Source organism: Bradyrhizobium sp. S3.2.6 (genome assembly GCF_040546885.1).
Lineage (GTDB): Bacteria > Pseudomonadota > Alphaproteobacteria > Rhizobiales > Xanthobacteraceae > Bradyrhizobium > Bradyrhizobium cytisi.
Window position 1 is genome coordinate 220,196 of the sequence record NZ_JBEPOS010000004.1, and the last position, 18,195, is coordinate 238,390.

Genomic DNA, 18,195 nt, shown 5'->3' on the forward strand with positions numbered 1-18,195 from the left:
GAACGACGTTCGGAGCGTGGCGCAGCCCGGTTAGCGCACTAGTCTGGGAGACTAGGGGTCGGAGGTTCAAATCCTCTCGCTCCGACCATTTTTCTCAACAGAAACAGAAACTTTTTTGGACGGTGGTCTGCAGCTAACCGCCCGTTTGCAGATAGTTTGCAATCTCGTTCCTCTGCCGTTCCTTGAGTCCGGGTCTGTTCGTTCGCAAATTCGGGCGCTAGCCTGTTTTGACCCTCAGTGGCCTAAATTGAATTTAGTATTGGCGAGCTCAATGTGGATGGTCGATAGCTACTGTCCATTGAGCCAATGAAGCATCCGCCCGAAGAACGGCCTATTCAACGAGAACGAAATCCTAAAGGGAGGCGATTCGATGAAGAGGACTTTGATCTTAGTCGTGCTCGCAACCATGACCTTTGCCGTTGGAAGTGCGCAGGCCATTTCCAATTGTCGCGATCTCGTAAAAAGATGCGAGAATCACCCACAGGGTAATGACGGCCAATGTCAGGCGCGTTTGCAGCATGCGAACGCGACTGGCATTTGGATCGACCGGGACAAAATACAGCACGAATGCACTCGGGATTCGCGATTGCGTACGAAGTAAGTCCACAAAAGACCATCAATCGTGAGGCCATCTATTTCGGTTGCCGCGCCAGCGCTGTCGGAACTGGCATGCGGACGCCACCCCATTGACCAGTGTGATCACAGGCCAGGTCCGCCCCCGCGCGCGGGACCATGTGACGATGATCGAGGCGATCAAATACCAGTTCACTTTAGCAGTCGATCGATTGCAATCTTGACGACTATCCCGATCACGATGCCCGTGAGCAGTATGTTTCGCCAATAACCTGCTATCTTAATCCGATCAGCCGATCGACCTATGTCGAAGGTCAGCCTTGGAAAAACATAGTCCTTGAGGCCGAAGTAGCCTGCCAGAAAAACCACAAGCGGAAGAAGGACCCAACCAGTCGTGCTTTTTTCTGTCACTTCTCCGCCGAACAGCCAAGTCAAAAAGACCGACAGTGCCGATATGAGGACTATCGGAATGAGGAATGATAAAAAGAAGGGCAGGAAAGATGATCTCGGCGCGAGAGAGAACGAATACCAATACTCTGCTCCATGGAGCAACGTGTCCAACTCCCGACGCGCCAAGATGGCGCGGTCGCGATCCCCGGTAATCGTCACCTGCACGACCCTCAACATGTCCGACTCAAAGTTGATCGATATGGAGTGGACTAGGTCCGGGCCAAGTGTTTTTCGGCTTTCAATTTTGATGCGCTGAATCTTCTGTGCCTTGACGAAGCTGTCGGCGAGCAGCGCATCCAGGTTGTGGTCTTTTACCTCGTGATCGTCGTCTAGATAGATTGTAGTGGTCGCAGGACCTTCAGTGAATTTCTTCACCACGGCCACGATCCCTGCCAGAGTGTCCGGCGTTATGTTGTAGGCGCGATACTTCGTGGATATGCTCGAATAGTCAGTCATAAAATTTTCCCCCGCGCAATCTAAGCGCGAGGGATGATTCTGGGCAATAGCGGGGGACTAGCCCAAGCGCCGTATCGCCGTTGGCGGCTCAAGGTGCCTCTGGGCGTCGTCGCAGGCGACTCTGAGATCGTCCGCCAGCCGGATCGCGTCAGCGCGATCACAAATGGTGCCGCCGACGATCGCCCCGTATGAGGTGCGTTCAAATTCGATGACGTCGCCGTCATCCAACGCGACACTTTCGATCCGCGCGGCACGACTGGTCATCACGTCGTTCATCAACTTGGCAACAACACTGCTGTCACCGACCGTCATGGGCCAATTGCGAACGCCGACCGTCAGGACAATCCTGATCGTCCGCTCGGAATCCGTGAGGTGCATAGTGATAGTGTGGAACGACATTCACTTCTCTCCTTGTCAGTGGTTGGGTTGAACGCTCCTCTGACAAGAACCAGCCGGCGAGTGATGCGCGCCGGCTGGTTGCACTGAGAGGAGACGAACGGCCGAAGCTGTTCGATATTTGCGCTATAGTGTTCGCGATCAGGATCGCGCGCGGCAAATTTGCATAGCCCACTCGCGCGATCGACGTTCCTGTTGGCGCTCTAATGCACGCTCGCGCCGCCTAGATTGGCGAGCACCTGCTCGATATCCGTGACGACTTCGCGCGACGGTTCCTCGCCGTGCAGCACGATCGACGGATGGTCGGGATCGCAATCAGCGCTCGACGCTGGATAAACGTCGGCGGCGCGCAAAGCGACCTGAATGCGGTTCTCCACCCAGCCACGCCCCATCACGACGTAGTCGCCAGACCCGGCATGTGCGTCGGTCAACGTGTGAACGAGTTGAAAGTAACGGCCGTCGGCAATCAGCATTTGGTCAGCCCCATGTTTGGTGATGCACGAGACTCGAAATGCGCGATTTGCCAGTCGCCGGCAAGAGGACGCGGCTCGATAAAACCGAAAGATAAGCGATTGCCGACAATACAACCGGAGTCGCATCAGCGGGTTAGCGTTCCTAAGTCTTTTTTGGTCAGCGTCGCTTACATTGCTCGTCGCTTGCTCACGCCGCAGTAGTGAACTATCGTTAAAGCAATTTCGGAGGTCTGTTGCGATCGTTAGCCATGGGAGGTCTGAGCATGGCCAATATCTCGTTCAGGCTCGCAAGGGTTTTCGCCTGGATCGGGCTTGCTTCCATTCTTATTTTTATCGCTGGTGCTACTGTCTGGAGTAGTGGCGCGGATGCGCCGTCGAGTTATAATCCGAATCTGGTGGAGCATGGCTCAACCAGGGTAGACAGGGTAGACTTTGGACTTCTAGCTTTGGTGGGTTCTGCCGTAACTTCTCTAATTGCCACATTGGGGACGGCTTCTACGATCTTGCTAGGTTGGCGCACGGACCTGCGACAGGGCGCAGAATCCAAGCTCAAAAACCAGCAACAAGAATTGCAAATCGAGCAGCTCAAGTTGCAGCTCTTCGAAGTCCAAAGGACATCGGCAAAGGTCGAACCTAACACTCCTGCGCACGCATGATCCTCCGCACCTCGCTGTAGGTTCATTCGCCTTCCCGACGCTCCTGGCCGCTTGCTTCGCTTCCTGCCTCGATCGTCCCCGCTGTCTCTTCATCGTCGGTCGCAACACAAAGCCCATAACGACGTGCCCATTCCAAGGGAAACTTTCTCCCTCCAGAGACAAGCAGAGAGCAACAGCCCAAGTGCTTATCCCGAAGGAGAGAGTTCGAGGATTCGTATTGCGTCGGGGATTGCCTTAATTTCGTACGGGGCAGCACCGGGGGCGATCTGTTCATTAGTCTAGGTGATGCGGTCAGCCAGTCGATGGCCGTCAGCCGCTATGGCCGCGGATTGCTGGTCAGGCTCGGGGATTCTGGCGCCGGCCCTAGATCAACGCCAAGTTAGACGGACCTCTCCGATTCCTCGCTGGGGCCTCGACGATTATTGCAAAAACCCGACCACCATCCGTGTCGTCTCGTCCACCAGCGTCCGCACCATCCTGTCCGACGGCATCTCGGCCTGGTTCAGCACCGTGTTGTGCGCGATCGCTTCGATCGTGCTGACGCAGATGAAGGTTGCGACATCGAGGTCGATTTTGCGGATTTCCTTGCGGTGGTTGTCGAAATAGGCGCGGACGAGAGTGTGGATCTCGCGGTTGAAGGCTTCGACGTCGAGCTTTCCGGCGCGCGGGATCTGCTCGGCGAGGACGCGATGCAGTTCGGGGTTGATGCGGTGCGCCTCGATCGCGACGGTGACGAGGCGACGCACGGCTTTGTCGAGCGGCATGTCTGTGATTTCGATCAGCGCTGAACGGACGATGCCCATGATCTCCTCGTTGTGACGATTGATCACGGCGGCGACGAGCGCCTCCTTGCTCGGGAAATACTGATAGAGCGAGCCGACGCTGACGCCGGCGATTTCGGCGATCCGGTTGGTGCTCGTCTTCTCAAAGCCTTCGCGGACCAGAATGCGAGCAGTTGCCTCGACCAGCGCGTCGACGGTGGCGCGTGATCGCTCCTGCAAGGCATTTTTCCGGGGTTTTGTCGGCGGTTTACGCGCCATGATCCTGCATTCCGAATGCGAGTAGGAAAAGCGAGTGAATGCTCGCATTATAGGCAGGATCGGCGGCCGATGGATAGAAGCAAGTTGGTGCCGGCCAAGCGCAGCAGGTGAGGGCAGGAGCATGAGCGTTGCGAAGATGCTGTCGATCGGGCGGCTTTGCGAAGGCAATTTCGCGCAGGCGAAGCCTTCAAACGATCCCGCGCCGAGCTTGCAGAGCCGCGTCTTCAATGTGCTGCTGCGGCAGCTTCCCTACAAGCAGCAGCTTGCCTCAGCCGAGGCCGTGCAGGCGCATGTGCGGAAGCTCGCATTGGCGCCAGCCTCGCATGAGCCGACCGGTTTGGGCCGCGGCGTCGAGGTGACGCTGACGAAGATGGGCGGGTGGCCGGTCTATTACACGGCGCCGTCATCGGGGCACGAAGGCTGCAACCACGTGATGTTCCTGCATGGCGGCGGCTACATCAACGAGATCGTGCCGGCGCATTGGCGCTTTGTCGGCCAGATGACGCGCAAGGCGGGCGTCGTCTGCGTCGTACCGATCTATCCGCTTGCGCCGCGCGCGACCGCGAAGGATGTCGTGCCGAAGACGGCCGAGCTGGTGCGGATGCTGCTGGAGGATGCGGGATCCGCGAAGGTCACGGTGGTCGGCAATTCGGCCGGCGCCGGCCTCGCGCTCGCCGCCTGCCAGTGGCTGCGCGATCGCGGGCATCGGCAGCCGAACCGGCTGATCCTGATCTCGCCCGCAGCCGATGCCTCGGTGAGCCGTCCGGAGCAGGTTGAAATCGCTGCGCGCGATCCGATACAGGACATTCCGGGAATCGTCGAAGCGGGGCGGCTCTATGCAGGCGAGCTCGAAGTCGGCCATCCCTTCGTCAGCCCTCTCAACGGTGGCTTCCGTTCGCTGGCGCCGATGACGATCTTTTCGGGCACGCGCGATCTGCTGTACCCTGATAGCGTCGATCTTGCCGCGCGGGCGAGGGCCGCGGGCGTGCCGGTCGAGCTGCATCTGCTCCGTGACCAGCCGCACAATTACGCGCTGATGCCGACGCCGGAGGGGCGGCAGGCCCGGGCGATCATCTTGCGTGCGATTGCTTGAGGGTGGGTGCGTGACGATTGTCACAAAGCGCGCCGCCGCAACGGGTCTGGCGCTAGCTGTGCTCGCGCGGGGAAAAGCGGCCCCGGGCGTTTCCTCGATAGGCGTCGTTTTGCGGGGGCCTTAGGCGTGGCCCTTGATCTCGTAGTGACCCGGTACGCATTTGTAGCGGTCGAGGCGCCAGTTGGCGTGATAGATCGGGTGCTCGCCCATCCACTTGGCAAGCGGTGCCTGCGCACCGACCGCACACGCCATCATCGACATATCGGGCGTCATGTTGCTGTCGGTCACGATTTCCTCGACACAGCTGCCCGAGGCAGCAGCGCTAAGCCGGCAGAGCACGGCAACGACGGTAATAAACATTCCAGTCACCTCTTCGGTAGTTTCGACCACGAGGAGGATGCAAGCCGAGTGCCACAACCTGTGTCGGAAACGACACGCCAGCTGGGCCTGCTCGCCCCAGCGTTCCCCATTTGATGATTCGGATTGTAAAAAGATTGCCCATAAACCGAAGCCGGACAAATACGGGGAACCAACAGGGAAAAGGCCGCAGGAATGAGCGAGTGTGGGGGCAGCGCCGCGCGATCCGCCCTTCACAAGGCCGGCGCAGCCGATACGCTCGGCAGCCGTGCGGATACTCGTCAAAAGAGCGGGGCCGTCACGGGACCAAGGAAACGCGAGGGCAGAACATGAAGGTGCGACCGACCGGCGTGATCCCGCCGATGACGACGCCGTTCCGGAAGGACGGCGAGATCGACACCAAGCTCGTGGCGCCCCAGGTCGACTGGATGATCGGCGCCGGCGCGCATGGCGTTGCGGCCGGAGGCTCGACCGGCGAGGGGCACACGCTCGACCACGAGGAATATCGCGAGCTGATGGAAGCGACCGTGGATGCGGTGAAGGGACGCATTCCCGTGATCGCCGGCATCATCGTGGACTCCACGCGCGATGCGATCCGCCGCGGCAGGCTCGTGCGCGACATGAATGTCGCAGCGCTCCAGGTGACCCCGGTGCACTACCTGTTCAAGCCTGATGACGAGGCAATGGTGGCGCATTTTCGCGCCATAGCGGATGAGACTGGCATGCCCATCATCATCTACAACGTCGTGCCGTGGTCGTACCTGTCGCCGGCCTTGCTGACGCGAATCATGACCGAGGTGCCGCTGGTCGTCGGTGTCAAGCAGAGCGCGGGCGACCTCAAGCTGTTCGCAGACCTCATGATGATGGCGCCGGACAAACTGATCTACAGTGCAGTCGACGCGCTGATGTATCCGTCTTACACGTTGGGAGCGCACGGCTCGATAGCCGCGATCCTGACCGCGGCGCCGCACGCCTCCGTCGCGCTGTGGGATGCGGTGAAGGCAGGCGATCATCCGCGTGCGCTCGACCTGCACAAGAAGCTGCTGACGCTGTGGAACGCCGTTATCGCCGATAATCTGCCGGCCTGCACCCGCTACGCGCAGACCCTCCAGGGCCTGCCCAGAACCTATCCGCGTGCGCCGATGCCGGAGGCCTCGTCAGCACAGCAGGCTGCGATCCGCAAGGCGCTGGAAGCCCTCGGCGCGTTGAAGGGACCGCAAGTCGAGGCGGCCGAATAGAATAGCCCGCACCCCGAAATAACTGATGTCGAGCAGCGGCGCCAATCCGCTTTTACCTGCGGCGGCGGCGCTGCTACATTTCACGCGCGTCGCCTGCGCGGCGCGCCAACGACGAAGAAACATGCCGATAAGGGGAGGGGCCGAAGTCCCATGAAGGAATTTGCTGGAAAGATCGCCGTCATCACCGGTGGTGGCACGGGCATGGGGCGCGAGCTCGCCCGGCAGCTTGTTGCCGAGGGCTGCAACGTTGCGATGTGCGACGTCTCGGAGGCCGCGATGGCGGAGACCAGGCGGCTCTGCGAGGTCGAGAAGCTGCCGCAGGGCCTGCGCGTCACGACCCATGTCGCCGACGTCTCGATCGAGGATCACCTCAAGCGCTTCCGCGACGAGCTCGCCGAGCAGCAGAAGACGGACAAGATCCATCTGTTGTTCAACAACGCCGGTATCGGCGGTGGCGGCAGCCTGTTCACCAATACGCGCGAGCAGTGGGAGCGCACTTTCAACATCTGCTGGGGCGGCGTCTATCACGGCGTCCGCACCTTCCTGCCGATGCTGGTCAAGGCCGACGAAGCCCACATCATCAACACCGCCAGCGTCAACGGCTTCTGGGCCTCGATCGGCATGAACCAGGCGCACACCGCCTACAGCTCGGCCAAGTTCGCGGTGAAGGGTTTTAGCGAGGCGCTGATCAACGACCTCCGCTTGCACGCGCCGCACGTCAAATGCTCGGTGGTGATGCCCGGCCATATCGGCACCTCGATCGTCTCCAACTCACGCAAGGTGCAGAGCGGCGACGGATCGGAGCGTCTCAACGCCGAGGAGGTCGTGCTGACGCGCAAGCGCATGGTTGCGGCCGGTGTGCCAGATGCTGACAAAAAGTCGGACGAGGAGATCCAGGCGGCGTTCGCCGAACGCGCCCGCACCTTCCTCGAGGAGGCGCCAACGACGGCGGCGCAGGCCGCCAGGATCATCCTTGACGGCGTGAAGGCGGAGCGCTGGCGCATCCTGGTCGGCGAGGATGCCAAGCTGCTCGACGAACGCGTGCGCGCGGCGCCCGAGCAGGCGTATGACCGCGCATTCTACGAAAGTTTCACCCAGGAAGCCGGCTGGCGGCTCGGCTGACTCTCTCTGGCGGGGACTGTCAGCGAGCGCCCACAGATGTAGGGATGATGAGCATCATCGCAAGAGGTGCGCAGGTGATTTGTTCAGGTAATTTTACTCGGCCAATTACTTGGAAATTTTACTTGGAAATTTTACCTGCGCCACGCGCGTGCATGCTCTTATGACGATACGGAATGTCGCGCATGCGACATATGACACGCGTTCAAGCGATGGTGATCTCGAACGGGTCCCATTCGGCGCGCGGCAGCTTGGTTGGCGAACTGAAATAGTTTAGTGAATCGGGATAGCGCCACGACAAAGCGTAGCTCCGATGATACCGGCATGCCTCTCCGACGACTTTATCCTCTGCCCGGAGGGAGAGGATATCTCCGCTGAGTTCACGCGGCTGCTTACGGCGGCGCAAGAGGGCGGCGCCACCATCGCCGAATGCCTGATGATCGCGCGGCAGCTGAAGCGCGGCGACGAGCGGTCCTGGCATCGCGAGTGGAAGAAGCTGGCACAGGCCAACCGGCATCGTGCCGAGGCGGCGTTCGCGGAAGGCCATATGGCGACGGCACAGCGCAACTGGCTGCGCGCGATGAACTACTACGGTGCGGCCGCGATGCCTCTCGATCCCGCCGACGAGCGCCGCTGGGTCGCAGTGCTCGCGATGCAGGAATGCGCCCGCCGTTTCCTCACGGCGCGCGGGCCGGCCGGCGAAGTCGTGACAATCCCGTGGATCGAAGGACATTCGTTGCAGGGCTATTTCCTGCCTGCGCCTGCGGCGAACGGTCGCGCTCCGACGGTGATCTGCATCGGTGAGCCCGGTCACCGCAAGGAAGAGTTCCTGTTCAAGCTCGCGCCACATGCGCGCGAGCGCGGGTTGTCGATGCTCGCGCTGGACCTGCTCGGCGACCAGCGTGACGATTACGCCGACACGCTTATGCAGCGCCGGGATCTCGAAAGCTCGGTTGCCAGCGCGATGGATTATCTGGAGCAGCGCAAGGACGTCGATTTCGATCGCGTTGCGATCGTGGCGGACGGGTGGGGCTCTTCGTTCGTGGCGCGTGCGGTGCTGCAGGAGCCGCGTCTCGCCGCGGCCGTCTGCGACGGCGGCCTGTGGGACCTGCACGAGCGGTCCTTCTTTGCCAGCCGTTTTGCAATGAGCAACCTCAGCGTCGTCCCGGTGCCGCATGCGCCGCTGATGGCGTCCGGCGCCGAATGTCCGGTGTTGATCACGCTCGGCGAGGACGGCTGGCTCAAGGCCGATCGGGCGCGTCAGATCCTGCAAAGATCCCAGCTCGGCAGCTCGGATATCGTGCTGAAAGTGTTCACCGCGGCGGAGACCGGCGCTGCCCAGGCTCACGCCGACAATCCGAGCCTTGCCAACGAATACATCTTCGACTGGCTCGAATCGCGACTCGGTGCAGCCGGCAAGCGGGTCTGAGCGCGGCCTGCCAGCTCGAGAACCGATGCGCGCCTCAGAAGTCGAGGGATATCCTGACGCAGGCCTTTTCGAGCCGGGTCTTCAGCGTCGCGAGCTTGGTGGTGAACTCCGTCAGCTCGTTCTCATCGAACTCCTGGAAGACGAATTCGCGAATCGTCGTGTACTGCTCGTTGAGGCTCGCGATGTGCTTCTGGGTCTTATCGACCAGCGACAGCCGCACCACGCGGGCGTCGGTCGGTGAGGGGCGACGGCGCAGCAGGCCCTTCTTCTCCAGCAGCTTGGACTGGGTGGTGACGAAGGACGGGTCGACATGAAGCAGCTTGGAGACCACGTTGACGGGCACGCCGTCTTCCTTGTCGAGGTCGGAAATCGCCATCAGGATAAGCCATTGCGGTCCGCTGATGCCGAGCGTCCTGGCCCAGAACTGACGCAGCTCCTCCAGATACATGTTGATCGACGATATCTCCCAGGTGAATCGCCTGATGATATCGAGATTGCCGGTGGAGCGGAGGCGCGCCCCTTCTTTCCTCGTCGCTGACACAGCGTCACTCCCGCGAGCCGATTTCTTTCCGGCTGGTGTTCGTGGCTGCCATAGTTCACGCAAGTCTGCCCTGACGCAAGTGCAGAGCAGGGTAATTATATCACCGAAATTACAAACATGATCCGATCAGCTTTTTTGGCGCGCCAGATCCGGTGTTGCGCCACGGACACAGAGCTGGCGAAACCATAAACCTGATCTAATAAACTATTTTGATTAAGGGAACAGCGCAGGCATATTGATCCGTGACGGTGGGGGGTTCTCGATCGTCCCGTTGCAGGTGGTTCGCCCACGTCCCTCGCGTCGAATGCGGGTGTGTCCGAAAGCGCTAAGCGGCCGAGCGGATTTGAAGAGACGGAGATCTGGGGGGCCTCACGGTCCGGTCTCTGTAAAATGAGCAACTTGGAGGTTTTAATATGAAAGTGGTGAAGAGCCTTTTGCTCGGCACTGCGGCGACCCTGATCGCCGTCGGTGGAGCTCAGGCGGCTGATCTTCCGGTCAAGGCCAAGGCGGTCGAATACGTGAAGATCTGCTCGCTCTACGGTGCGGGTTTCTACTACATGCCCGGCACCGACACCTGCATCAAGCTGGGTGGTTACGTCCGCGCTGACGCCATTCTCGGCGGCGCTGGCGACTATGGTTTCAATAACAGCACCAGCAGTGCAAACGGTGGGTCGAACAACCGTCTGACCAACTACTACTACAGCCGCGCCCGTATGGACCTCAATGTCGATACCCGCACGGCGACCGAGTACGGCGTTGTTCGCACCTACGCCGACATGGTTTTCACCTATGATACGTCCAACGTCACCGGCAGCAGCCCGTCGGCGATCTCGCCGAGTGCGCCTGCGCTCGGTCTCTTCCATGCGTTCATCCAGTTCGCCGGGTTCACCATGGGCCGCACGGTCTCGATCTTCGATGCCCCGTGGCAGAGCTATCCGGCTGGCGGTCCCGACTCCATTCCGGGCGGCAGCAATCACACCAACGGTATAAACCAGTTCGCTTATACCGCTGACTTCGGCCAGGGCATCACCGGTTCGATCGCGCTGGAGGAGGAGACGACGGCGTCGAACGGCCAGTCGAACCTGTGGAACGTTACCGCCTTCACGGCCAGCGGTTCTGTTAGTGGTGCGGGTGTCCCGCTGTTTTCCTCCGCTGCTACAAACGCTGGTAACGCTCTCATCCAGGGCAACTACGGCGTCAACGCTTGGGGTGGAACGCGCGTCCCCGATATCACCGGTGCTGTTCGTGTTGACCAGGCCTGGGGGCTTGCCCAGTTCTCGGTTGCCGCGCATGACCTGCATCCTGGTTACTACGCACAAACGGAACCGTCCGGTCATCCGTCGGACAAGTGGGGCTGGGCTGTGCAGGGCTCGCTGTCGATCAAGAACATCCCGACTGGTGCGGGCGACGTTGTCAACTTGCAGGCCGTCTACACGGACGGTGCTACGCGCTACAACTTCCAGAGCCTGTTCCCGCAGAGCTTCTTCATGTTCGGCGGTAGCAGCACGGCGTACCAGAGCATCGGCTTTGCCGGTCTTGCTGACGGCGTCTTCGGTGCCGGCGGCAGCATCGACACCGTCAAGACCTGGGGTATCCGTGGTGGCTATACCCACAACTGGAGCCCGAACTGGGCGAGCGCCGTCTATGGCGGTTATGCCCAGCTGAAGTACGGTACCACGGGCAAGGCCCTGATCTGCGCCAACTTCGCTCCGATCGCAGTGGCCGGTTCGACCTGTAACCCGGACTTCAACTTCGGCGTCATCGGCGTCAACACCGTGTGGACTCCGGTCAAGAACCTGGCGTTCACTGCCGACTTGAGCTGGTCGCGTCTGGACCAGAAGTACTCCGGCGCCGTCACTGTCCCGGCGATTTCGACTGCCGCCAAGCCGGCTGCGGTGTATGAGCTGAAGGACCAGAACTCGGTGACCATGATGCTGCGCGCTCAGCGCAACTTCTAATATCGATCGCGCAAATCGATCAGAGACCCCGGCGGGAAACCGCCGGGGCTTTTTTCTGGAGCGGTGGTGATTTCGAGAAACCGAACTCTTCTGCACAGACGGCGAAGACGAGCTATGCGAATCCATCGCCACCAAACTTATTTACTTACCTGAGTTGCTCAGCTATATAGCTGTCAGCCGTTTCCAAGAAATCACGGCTCTTAGCTTCACGCTAAGCCTCCAGAGAACCTCCGGTAGTGCCCTGCCGGAGGTTTTTCGTTGTGGGGCAGGGGGACGGCGGGCTTCAGCCGCGCATGACACGCCCACGCGAGTTTGGCCGGTAGGCGAGGCGGCTGTGGCCGGTGCAATAGGACTGTCCGTCGTGCGCGGCGTTGCCGCAGAAGCAGAAATCCTCGGCGCCGGGCGTCGAGATCGGCCAGCGGCAACGGTTTTCGCCGAGCTCCATCAGCGAGCAGCGATTGGCCTCGTCGATCGGCCCGGTCGCGACAGGCCCATCCGCTTCGCCGTAGATCGTGGCGAGCATCTCAAATTGCAGCCGGGGCACCGCTTTTGGCGCGCGTGGGGCGCTAGGCCTGTTCTGATTCCTGTCTTGATTCCTATCCTGGAGCCTGCGTTCGTCGACCGAGCGGCCACGCGTGAGATTGAGGCGTGACAGCTTGCCGATCACGGCGTTGCGGCTGACGCCGATGTCGGCGGCGATCTCGCGGCAGGACAGGCCAGCCTCGAAGTGCTGCTTCAGAAGTTCGATGCGTTCGTTGGTCCAGGTTGGTGAGAGAACAGGCATTGTAACGGTCCCAGGTTGCGACAATCGACCAACCGCTCCTCGAGATCCGTCCGCTTCACGTTCGGCGTGCGCTCACGTCCTGCCATTGTCGCGAATCGACAAAAGCCCGTCCTTGATGGCGAGACGGATGCCTTCCTCGATCAATGTCCGCGCGACGCCGGGAACGCTGGTGCCGTGGGTGCCCTGTCTCACCAACTTCTCCAGGTAGGTGATGGTCGAGAGCGCCAAGGTTACGGGAATTCGGTCAGTCTCGGCTTTTTCGGTGGCCATGGCCCGAACGCTAGCCTCTTACTCGGGTACATAAAAGTAACGATTAAGACTCTATTTAGGTTCAGGGGCAGAAGTCAAATGCAGGCTGAGCCCATCGCTTAGCCCGTTGGAATCGCGAACGAAATCAGACGTGATTCAGCGCGCCGCCGGCATGTCCAGGCGGTGGGCGCGCGTGGAGTGGTCAGGAAGTGCCGGCGCGGTCAGCCGTGCACGATCGCCTTTTCGATCATGCAATGGATGCCCTTGGAGCCGTTGACGGTCTGGGTCACCCGCAGATCGGCCGCGAGACTGCACAGTGTATATGCGTCCTCGCGCGACAGGTTTCGCGTCTCGCCAAGCAGCACGATCATGTCGCGCAGCGCCCGCACCGCGCATTGGTCGAGGTCGGGGTCCATCGCCATGGTCATGTAGTGGGTCGTCGTCTCCGCGCGCGGATAGTCGAACCGCAAATCCTTGCGCAGCGTCAGCCGGAAGCGGCCCTGCAACGCCGTTTCGATCGCGGTGACGCAGACCTCGCCGTCGCCCTGCACGCCATGACCGTCACCGCAGGAGAACATCGCGCCCGGGACGAACACCGGCAGATACAACGTCGCGCCGGCGCCGAGCTCCTTGTTGTCGAGATTGCCGCCCATGGCGCGGGGAACGAGCGAGGAGATGCGGCCCCAGGCCGGCGGCGGCGAGACGCCCATCACGCCGAAGAATGGTTTTAGCGGCAGGTCGAGGCCCCACGGCATCCGGCCGACCATCCGCGACCGGTCCAGCGGGATGTTGAGGATTCGTGTCTCGTGGAAGTCGTCGGGCAGGGTGCCGGACAGCGGCTTGATCATGTTCCAGCCCCAGTCCTGGCGGAGCTGGACGTCGAGGATCTCGACTGCGAGCACATCGCCGGTCTCGGCGCCTTCGACCGCGATCGGGCCGGTCAGGATGTGGCCGGGAAGCATGCGCTCGTTTTTGGCATGAACCTCGAACATCTCCGGCGGAATGTGAAACTTGCTGCGGTCCGGCAGCATGTCCGGGCCGCCGCTGATGGTATCGACTGTCACCTCATCGCCGCTGGCGATGGTGAGGGCGGGCTTGAGCGCGGCTTCAAAGAAGCCCCAATGGCAGGTTTCGGGACTTGAATGCAGGTGATGATGGGTCATTTGCCGCGTCCAATCGGTTTCATCAGAACTTGTCGTGAGATCCTGTTATGCAGATCCTGTTATGCCCCGGCTTGACCTGGCAATCGATCCTCTCCCAAGAAGATTTCTGAATGGGCGGGCGGGTCAAGCCCGCGCACCACGATCATTTCAGCGAGGTTTCTCCTGTATTTCATTCTTTCCAAGACGTTTGGCGCCGCAATGGTGCCGATCAATCTTCTGGTCGAGCTCGGGATCATCTCGGTCGTGCTGATGGCAACGCGCTTTGCCGGGCTCGGCCGGAAACTGGCCGCGACCACGCTGGTTCTGCTCGCGCTCGCCGCGTTTTCGCCGCTCGGCAATTTGCTGCTCTATCCGCTGGAGTCGCGCTTTCCCGCGTGGGATCCGTCGCGCGGTGTCCCCGACGGCATCGTCGTGCTGGGCGGCTCAGTCGATACCGATCTGTCGGCAGCACATCACACGCCGGTGGTCTCGCACGCGGCCGATCGCCTGCTTGCCCCTGCCGAGCTTGCGCGCCGCTATCCGAATGCGCGCATCGTCTTTACAGGGGGCTCTGGCAACCTGGTCGCAACGGGAGCCAGGGAAGCCGACTATTCTGCCCCCATCCTGGAAAATACCGGCATACCCAGAGAACGCCTGATCCTGGAGCGCGAGTCACGCAACACGTACGAGAATGCGATCTTCACGAAGCGGTTGGTGGCGCCGAAGCCGGGCGAGCGCTGGCTGCTGGTGACGTCGGCCTATCACATGCCGCGTTCGGTCGGAATTTTCCGCACGGCTGGATTTGACGTCGAAGCCTATCCCGTGGACTGGCGGATGGGCGGACGCGACGATCTGTTCTCGTTCACCAATATCGGCGCGGATGGTCTCGGCCGGACCGATACGGCTATGCGCGAATGGATCGGGCTTGTGGCCTCCCGCCTCGTGGGCCGGACCAGCGAATTGCTTCCCGGGCCGGCCAAGGACTAGAACAGGCCCGAGAGGCCCAACAAGAGGCGCCGGAATCGGCGCGCCGGGAGGATGCCATGCAGCAGCAAGCCGCAGATACGATCGATCTTGCCGGCCTGGTGGCCGATCTCAACAGCCTGCTGCGGCTGAAGACCACGGTGATCGGCATGAAGCTGTTCGCGCATGCCGCGGACATGGAGGCGATCCCGAAGATCAGGCGGCCGAATGCGGTCCACACCACCGACCAGATCGTCAGCATGGCCTCGCGCCTGGGGTGGACCGTCGGCATTACCGGCGACGATCTCGTCGGCGCGCAGTGCCGCGCTGTGATCGGGCTCAGCCCGCAGGACGAGAAATGGCTTGCCGGCGAAAATTATGTCGGCGTCTGGCACGGCACCGCGGAGGATGCGCGCAAGCGCCAGGAGGCACTGGACGTGGTTCCGTTCGGGCAATATCAGGCGCTCGCGGTCAGTCCGCTTGCGAGCGGGCGGCTCGATCCGCCCGACATCTGCCTCGTTTACGCGACGCCCGGGCAGATGATCATCCTGATCAACGGGCTGCAATATACCGGCTACAAGAAGTTCGAATGGGGTGTGGTCGGCGAGACCGCTTGTGCGGATTCCTGGGGGCGGGCGCTCAAGAGCGGCGAGCCCAGCCTGTCCTTGCCATGCTATGCCGAACGGCGCTATGGCGGCGTGCCGGACGAGGAGATGCTGATGGCCTTGAAGCCTGCGCATCTCGCCAAGGCGATCGAGGGCATGAAGGCGCTGGCCAGGAACGGCCTGCGCTATCCGATTCCGCCCTATGGGATTCAAAGCGACGTCCGCGCCGGCATGGGCGTGAGTTACGCCAAGAAATAAAGGTCGACTATGAGCTCTGCGAAATTCGACATCGTCGTCTACGGTGCGACCGGTTTCACCGGTCAGCTCGTCGCTGAATATCTGACTAAGCATTATAAGAGCGACAAGACACTCAAATGGGCGATGGCGGGGCGCAGCCTTGGGAAGCTGAAATCGGTGCGCGATGCGATCGGCGCGCCTGGCAATACGCAGCTCATTGTCGCGGATGCATCGGATGCCGCCTCGCTGAAGGCGATGGCAGAGCAGACGATGTCGGTGATCACGACGGTCGGTCCGTATCAGCTCTACGGCGAGGAACTGCTCGCGGCCTGCGTCGCCACCGGCACGGATTATTTCGATCTCTGCGGTGAGCCGATCTGGATGCGGCAGATGATCGACAAGTACGAGGCGGCTGCAAAGGAAAGCGGCGCGCGCATCGTATTCTCCTGCGGCTTCGACTCCGTGCCGTTCGAGCTCGGTACGTTCTTCGTGCAGGAAGAGGCCAAACGCGTGTTCGGCGCACCGGCGTCGCGTGTAAAAGGCCGCGTGCGCGACATGCGCGGCACGCTGTCGGGCGGCACCGCGGCGAGCGCCAAGGCGACCTTCGATGCTGTCGCCAAGGACATCAGCCTCATTGCAATCCTGAACGACCCGTTCGCGCTGACGCCGGGCTTCACCGGTCCGAAGCAGCCGAAGGGCAACAGGTCGCTGCTCGAGGAGGATCTGCAATCCTGGGCCGCGCCGTTCATGATGGCGCTGATCAACACCCGCAACGTCCATCGCTCCAACATGCTGATGGGCTTTCCCTACGGTCAGGACTTCGTCTACGACGAGATGGTTCTGACAGGTCCCGGCGAGAAGGGCGAGGCCAACGCCAAGCGCGTGATGGCGGCCAACGCCGAGAAGACTGGCCCGAGCGCGCCGAAGCCGGGTGAGGGACCGTCGAAGGAAGAGCGCGAGAACGGGCTCTTCAATCTGCTTTATGTCGCGATCGCGCCCGACGGCCGCATGGTCCGCGCCGGTGTCACCGGCGACCGCGATCCCGGCTACGGCTCGACCTCGAAGATGATCTCCGAATGCGCCATCTGCATGCTGCGCGACGTGACCGATGTCGCCGCCGGCTTCTGGACCCCGGGCGCAGCGATGCAGGACAAGCTGATCAAGCGGCTGCGGGACAATGCGGGGCTGACGTTCGCAGTGGAAGCATAGGGTCTGCGATCCCCAAGGAGGCGTGATCCGTGTCCGCGAAGTTCGACATCGTCGTCTATGGCGCAACGGGATATACCGGCCAGCTCGTCGCCGAATATCTCGCCACGCACTACCTCGGTGAGGGGGCGCCGGCATGGGCGATGGCGGGGCGCAGCAGAGACAAGCTCGAATCCGTTCGCGACGCGATCGGCGCACCCGCGGACACACCGCTCATCGTTGCGGATGCCGCCGATCCTGCGTCGCTGCGGGCGATGGTCGGTCAGGCGAAGCTGGTCGTCACCACGGTCGGTCCGTACCAGCTTTATGGGTCCGACCTGCTTGCCGCCTGCGTTGCGTCGGGTACCGACTACATGGATCTCTGCGGCGAGCCGATCTGGCTTAAGCAGATGATCGACAAGCATGAAGCGGCCGCCAGGACGAGTGGCGCGCGCGTCATATTCTCCTGCGGCTTCGACTCAATCCCCTTTGAGCTCGGTACGTTCTTCGTGCAAGAGGAAGCCAGGCGCGTGTTCGGAGCGCCGGCGCCGCGCGTCAAAGGGCGCGTCCGCGACCTCAGCTGGAAGTTCTCCGGCGGCACCTCGGCGAGCGCGAGGGTCACCTTCGAGGCGGTTGCGCAGGACCTCAGCCTGGTCTCGATCCTCAAGGACCCGTTTGCATTGACGCCCGGCTTCGAAGGACCCAAGCAGCCGCGTGGCAACAAGCCGGTTTTCGAGGAGGACCTGCAATCCTGGTCCGCCCCGTTCGCGATGGCGACGCTCAACACGCGCAACGTCCATCGCTCCAACATGCTGATGGGATTCCCGTATGGCAGGGATTTCGTCTACGACGAGATGGTGCTGACGGGAGCGGGGGACGAAGGACAGGTCAACGCCAGGCGCGTCATGGCCGCCAACAGCGAAAAGACCGGCCCCGAGGCGCTCAAGCCCGGTGAGGGACCGTCGAAGGAAGAGCGCGACAACGGCCATTACGACCTGCTTTATGTCGCGATTGCGCCCGACGGCCGTCAGGTCCGCGCGGCCGTGAAGGGCGATCTCGATCCGGGCTATGCCTCAACGGCGAAGATGGTTTCCGAATGTGCGATCTGCCTGCTGCGCGACACGCCGGATGTTCCGGCCGGGCTCTGGACCCCAGGCGCAGCGATGCAGCACAAGCTGATCAAGCGCTTGCGGGAGCATGCGGGGCTGACGTTCGCGGTGGAGAAGTAGGTGCCTTCTTCGCCTCGCCCCG

General features: G+C 61.6%; 20 protein-coding genes and 1 tRNA gene. 11 read left to right on the top strand and 10 right to left on the bottom strand.

Annotated features, from left to right (window positions below; translation table 11 throughout):
* Positions 1-10: 10 nt before the first annotated feature.
* Positions 11-88, top strand: a tRNA-Pro gene (locus ABID58_RS11400).
* A gap of 300 nt (positions 89-388) precedes the next feature.
* Here ABID58_RS11400 and ABID58_RS11405 read toward each other — a convergent pair.
* The 4 genes from ABID58_RS11405 to ABID58_RS11420 all read right to left on the bottom strand — a co-directional run bounded on the left by ABID58_RS11405 (position 389) and on the right by ABID58_RS11420 (position 2,348).
* Entirely contained in the window at positions 389-565 is a 177-nt protein-coding gene (locus ABID58_RS11405; protein ID WP_354032695.1) for a hypothetical protein, read from the bottom strand.
* Positions 566-765: 200 nt separating this feature from the next.
* Positions 766-1,479 (bottom strand): hypothetical protein, encoded by a 714-nt coding sequence (locus ABID58_RS11410; RefSeq protein WP_354032696.1) that lies wholly within the window; start codon positions 1,477-1,479, stop codon positions 766-768.
* Between the two features lie 57 nt (positions 1,480-1,536).
* Positions 1,537-1,878 carry a hypothetical protein gene (locus ABID58_RS11415; protein ID WP_354032697.1) on the bottom strand — a complete coding sequence of 114 codons (342 nt, stop codon included), beginning with the start codon at positions 1,876-1,878 and terminating at the stop codon, positions 1,537-1,539.
* Positions 1,879-2,078: 200 nt separating this feature from the next.
* Positions 2,079-2,348: a hypothetical protein gene (locus ABID58_RS11420; RefSeq protein WP_354032698.1), complete on the bottom strand. Its 270-nt coding sequence runs from the start codon at positions 2,346-2,348 to the stop codon at positions 2,079-2,081.
* A gap of 263 nt (positions 2,349-2,611) precedes the next feature.
* Between ABID58_RS11420 and ABID58_RS11425 the strand changes: the two genes are divergently transcribed.
* Positions 2,612-3,004: a hypothetical protein gene (locus ABID58_RS11425; protein ID WP_354032699.1), complete on the top strand. Its 393-nt coding sequence runs from the start codon at positions 2,612-2,614 to the stop codon at positions 3,002-3,004.
* 419 nt (positions 3,005-3,423) lie between these two features.
* Here the strand turns inward: ABID58_RS11425 and ABID58_RS11430 are convergent, their stop codons facing one another.
* Entirely contained in the window at positions 3,424-4,005 is a 582-nt protein-coding gene (locus ABID58_RS11430) for a TetR/AcrR family transcriptional regulator (protein WP_354032700.1), read from the bottom strand.
* 160 nt (positions 4,006-4,165) lie between these two features.
* On the opposite strand from ABID58_RS11430, the gene ABID58_RS11435 reads away from it, so the two are divergent.
* A complete protein-coding gene (locus ABID58_RS11435; RefSeq protein WP_354032701.1) occupies positions 4,166-5,137 on the top strand; it encodes an alpha/beta fold hydrolase in 972 nt (323 codons plus the stop codon).
* A 120-nt stretch (positions 5,138-5,257) separates the two neighbouring features.
* Here ABID58_RS11435 and ABID58_RS11440 read toward each other — a convergent pair whose 3' ends face one another.
* Positions 5,258-5,497 carry a hypothetical protein gene (locus ABID58_RS11440; protein WP_148753562.1) on the bottom strand — a complete coding sequence of 80 codons (240 nt, stop codon included), beginning with the start codon at positions 5,495-5,497 and terminating at the stop codon, positions 5,258-5,260.
* A gap of 326 nt (positions 5,498-5,823) precedes the next feature.
* On the opposite strand from ABID58_RS11440, the gene ABID58_RS11445 reads away from it, so the two are divergent.
* From ABID58_RS11445 to ABID58_RS11455, 3 genes are all read left to right on the top strand, one after another.
* Positions 5,824-6,732, top strand: a complete 909-nt coding sequence (locus ABID58_RS11445; protein ID WP_354032702.1) for a dihydrodipicolinate synthase family protein — start codon at positions 5,824-5,826, stop codon at positions 6,730-6,732.
* Between the two features lie 150 nt (positions 6,733-6,882).
* On the top strand, positions 6,883-7,854 hold the full coding sequence (locus ABID58_RS11450) for an SDR family NAD(P)-dependent oxidoreductase (protein ID WP_354032703.1): 972 nt from the start codon (positions 6,883-6,885) through the stop codon (positions 7,852-7,854).
* A gap of 310 nt (positions 7,855-8,164) precedes the next feature.
* Positions 8,165-9,280 (top strand): alpha/beta hydrolase family protein, encoded by a 1,116-nt coding sequence (locus ABID58_RS11455; RefSeq protein ID WP_354032704.1) that lies wholly within the window; start codon positions 8,165-8,167, stop codon positions 9,278-9,280.
* A 34-nt stretch (positions 9,281-9,314) separates the two neighbouring features.
* Here ABID58_RS11455 and ABID58_RS11460 read toward each other — a convergent pair whose 3' ends face one another.
* Positions 9,315-9,821, bottom strand: coding sequence for a MarR family winged helix-turn-helix transcriptional regulator (locus ABID58_RS11460; RefSeq protein ID WP_354032705.1), 507 nt, complete (start codon positions 9,819-9,821; stop codon positions 9,315-9,317).
* Positions 9,822-10,234: 413 nt separating this feature from the next.
* On the opposite strand from ABID58_RS11460, the gene ABID58_RS11465 reads away from it, so the two are divergent.
* Positions 10,235-11,779: a porin gene (locus ABID58_RS11465; RefSeq protein WP_354032706.1), complete on the top strand. Its 1,545-nt coding sequence runs from the start codon at positions 10,235-10,237 to the stop codon at positions 11,777-11,779.
* A 283-nt stretch (positions 11,780-12,062) separates the two neighbouring features.
* On the opposite strand, the gene ABID58_RS11470 is transcribed toward ABID58_RS11465, so the two are convergent.
* The 3 genes from ABID58_RS11470 to ABID58_RS11480 all read right to left on the bottom strand — a co-directional run bounded on the left by ABID58_RS11470 (position 12,063) and on the right by ABID58_RS11480 (position 13,975).
* The gene (locus tag ABID58_RS11470) at positions 12,063-12,563 is read right to left on the bottom strand and encodes a GcrA family cell cycle regulator (protein ID WP_354032707.1); all 501 of its coding nucleotides are present in this window, start codon (positions 12,561-12,563) and stop codon (positions 12,063-12,065) included.
* 72 nt (positions 12,564-12,635) lie between these two features.
* Positions 12,636-12,833 (bottom strand): hypothetical protein, encoded by a 198-nt coding sequence (locus ABID58_RS11475; RefSeq protein WP_007603456.1) that lies wholly within the window; start codon positions 12,831-12,833, stop codon positions 12,636-12,638.
* A 200-nt stretch (positions 12,834-13,033) separates the two neighbouring features.
* A complete protein-coding gene (locus ABID58_RS11480; RefSeq protein WP_354032708.1) occupies positions 13,034-13,975 on the bottom strand; it encodes an acetamidase/formamidase family protein in 942 nt (313 codons plus the stop codon).
* A 198-nt stretch (positions 13,976-14,173) separates the two neighbouring features.
* On the opposite strand from ABID58_RS11480, the gene ABID58_RS11485 reads away from it, so the two are divergent.
* From ABID58_RS11485 to ABID58_RS11500, 4 genes are read left to right on the top strand one after another with little or no spacing between them, the layout of a single operon-like run.
* Complete coding sequence (locus ABID58_RS11485; RefSeq protein WP_354032709.1) at positions 14,174-14,941, top strand: YdcF family protein; 768 nt, start codon at positions 14,174-14,176, stop codon at positions 14,939-14,941.
* A gap of 56 nt (positions 14,942-14,997) precedes the next feature.
* The gene (locus tag ABID58_RS11490) at positions 14,998-15,780 is read left to right on the top strand and encodes a DUF169 domain-containing protein (RefSeq protein WP_148753571.1); all 783 of its coding nucleotides are present in this window, start codon (positions 14,998-15,000) and stop codon (positions 15,778-15,780) included.
* Between the two features lie 9 nt (positions 15,781-15,789).
* On the top strand, positions 15,790-16,968 hold the full coding sequence (locus tag ABID58_RS11495; RefSeq protein WP_354032710.1) for a saccharopine dehydrogenase family protein: 1,179 nt from the start codon (positions 15,790-15,792) through the stop codon (positions 16,966-16,968).
* 29 nt (positions 16,969-16,997) lie between these two features.
* Positions 16,998-18,173: a saccharopine dehydrogenase family protein gene (locus ABID58_RS11500; RefSeq protein ID WP_354032711.1), complete on the top strand. Its 1,176-nt coding sequence runs from the start codon at positions 16,998-17,000 to the stop codon at positions 18,171-18,173.
* Positions 18,174-18,195 lie beyond the last annotated feature (22 nt).

Coding starts and splice junctions, on each gene's coding strand:
- ABID58_RS11490 (WP_148753571.1), top strand. CDS start 14,998: ATGCAGCAGCAAGCCGCAGATACGATCGATCTTGCCGGCCTGGTGGCC.
- ABID58_RS11450 (WP_354032703.1), top strand. CDS start 6,883: ATGAAGGAATTTGCTGGAAAGATCGCCGTCATCACCGGTGGTGGCACG.
- ABID58_RS11480 (WP_354032708.1), bottom strand. CDS start 13,975: ATGACCCATCATCACCTGCATTCAAGTCCCGAAACCTGCCATTGGGGC.
- ABID58_RS11410 (WP_354032696.1), bottom strand. CDS start 1,479: ATGACTGACTATTCGAGCATATCCACGAAGTATCGCGCCTACAACATA.
- ABID58_RS11425 (WP_354032699.1), top strand. CDS start 2,612: ATGGCCAATATCTCGTTCAGGCTCGCAAGGGTTTTCGCCTGGATCGGG.
- ABID58_RS11465 (WP_354032706.1), top strand. CDS start 10,235: ATGAAAGTGGTGAAGAGCCTTTTGCTCGGCACTGCGGCGACCCTGATC.
- ABID58_RS11445 (WP_354032702.1), top strand. CDS start 5,824: ATGAAGGTGCGACCGACCGGCGTGATCCCGCCGATGACGACGCCGTTC.
- ABID58_RS11470 (WP_354032707.1), bottom strand. CDS start 12,563: ATGCCTGTTCTCTCACCAACCTGGACCAACGAACGCATCGAACTTCTG.
- ABID58_RS11415 (WP_354032697.1), bottom strand. CDS start 1,878: ATGTCGTTCCACACTATCACTATGCACCTCACGGATTCCGAGCGGACG.
- ABID58_RS11455 (WP_354032704.1), top strand. CDS start 8,165: ATGATACCGGCATGCCTCTCCGACGACTTTATCCTCTGCCCGGAGGGA.
- ABID58_RS11440 (WP_148753562.1), bottom strand. CDS start 5,497: ATGTTTATTACCGTCGTTGCCGTGCTCTGCCGGCTTAGCGCTGCTGCC.
- ABID58_RS11475 (WP_007603456.1), bottom strand. CDS start 12,833: ATGGCCACCGAAAAAGCCGAGACTGACCGAATTCCCGTAACCTTGGCG.
- ABID58_RS11435 (WP_354032701.1), top strand. CDS start 4,166: ATGAGCGTTGCGAAGATGCTGTCGATCGGGCGGCTTTGCGAAGGCAAT.
- ABID58_RS11420 (WP_354032698.1), bottom strand. CDS start 2,348: ATGCTGATTGCCGACGGCCGTTACTTTCAACTCGTTCACACGTTGACC.
- ABID58_RS11495 (WP_354032710.1), top strand. CDS start 15,790: ATGAGCTCTGCGAAATTCGACATCGTCGTCTACGGTGCGACCGGTTTC.
- ABID58_RS11485 (WP_354032709.1), top strand. CDS start 14,174: ATGGTGCCGATCAATCTTCTGGTCGAGCTCGGGATCATCTCGGTCGTG.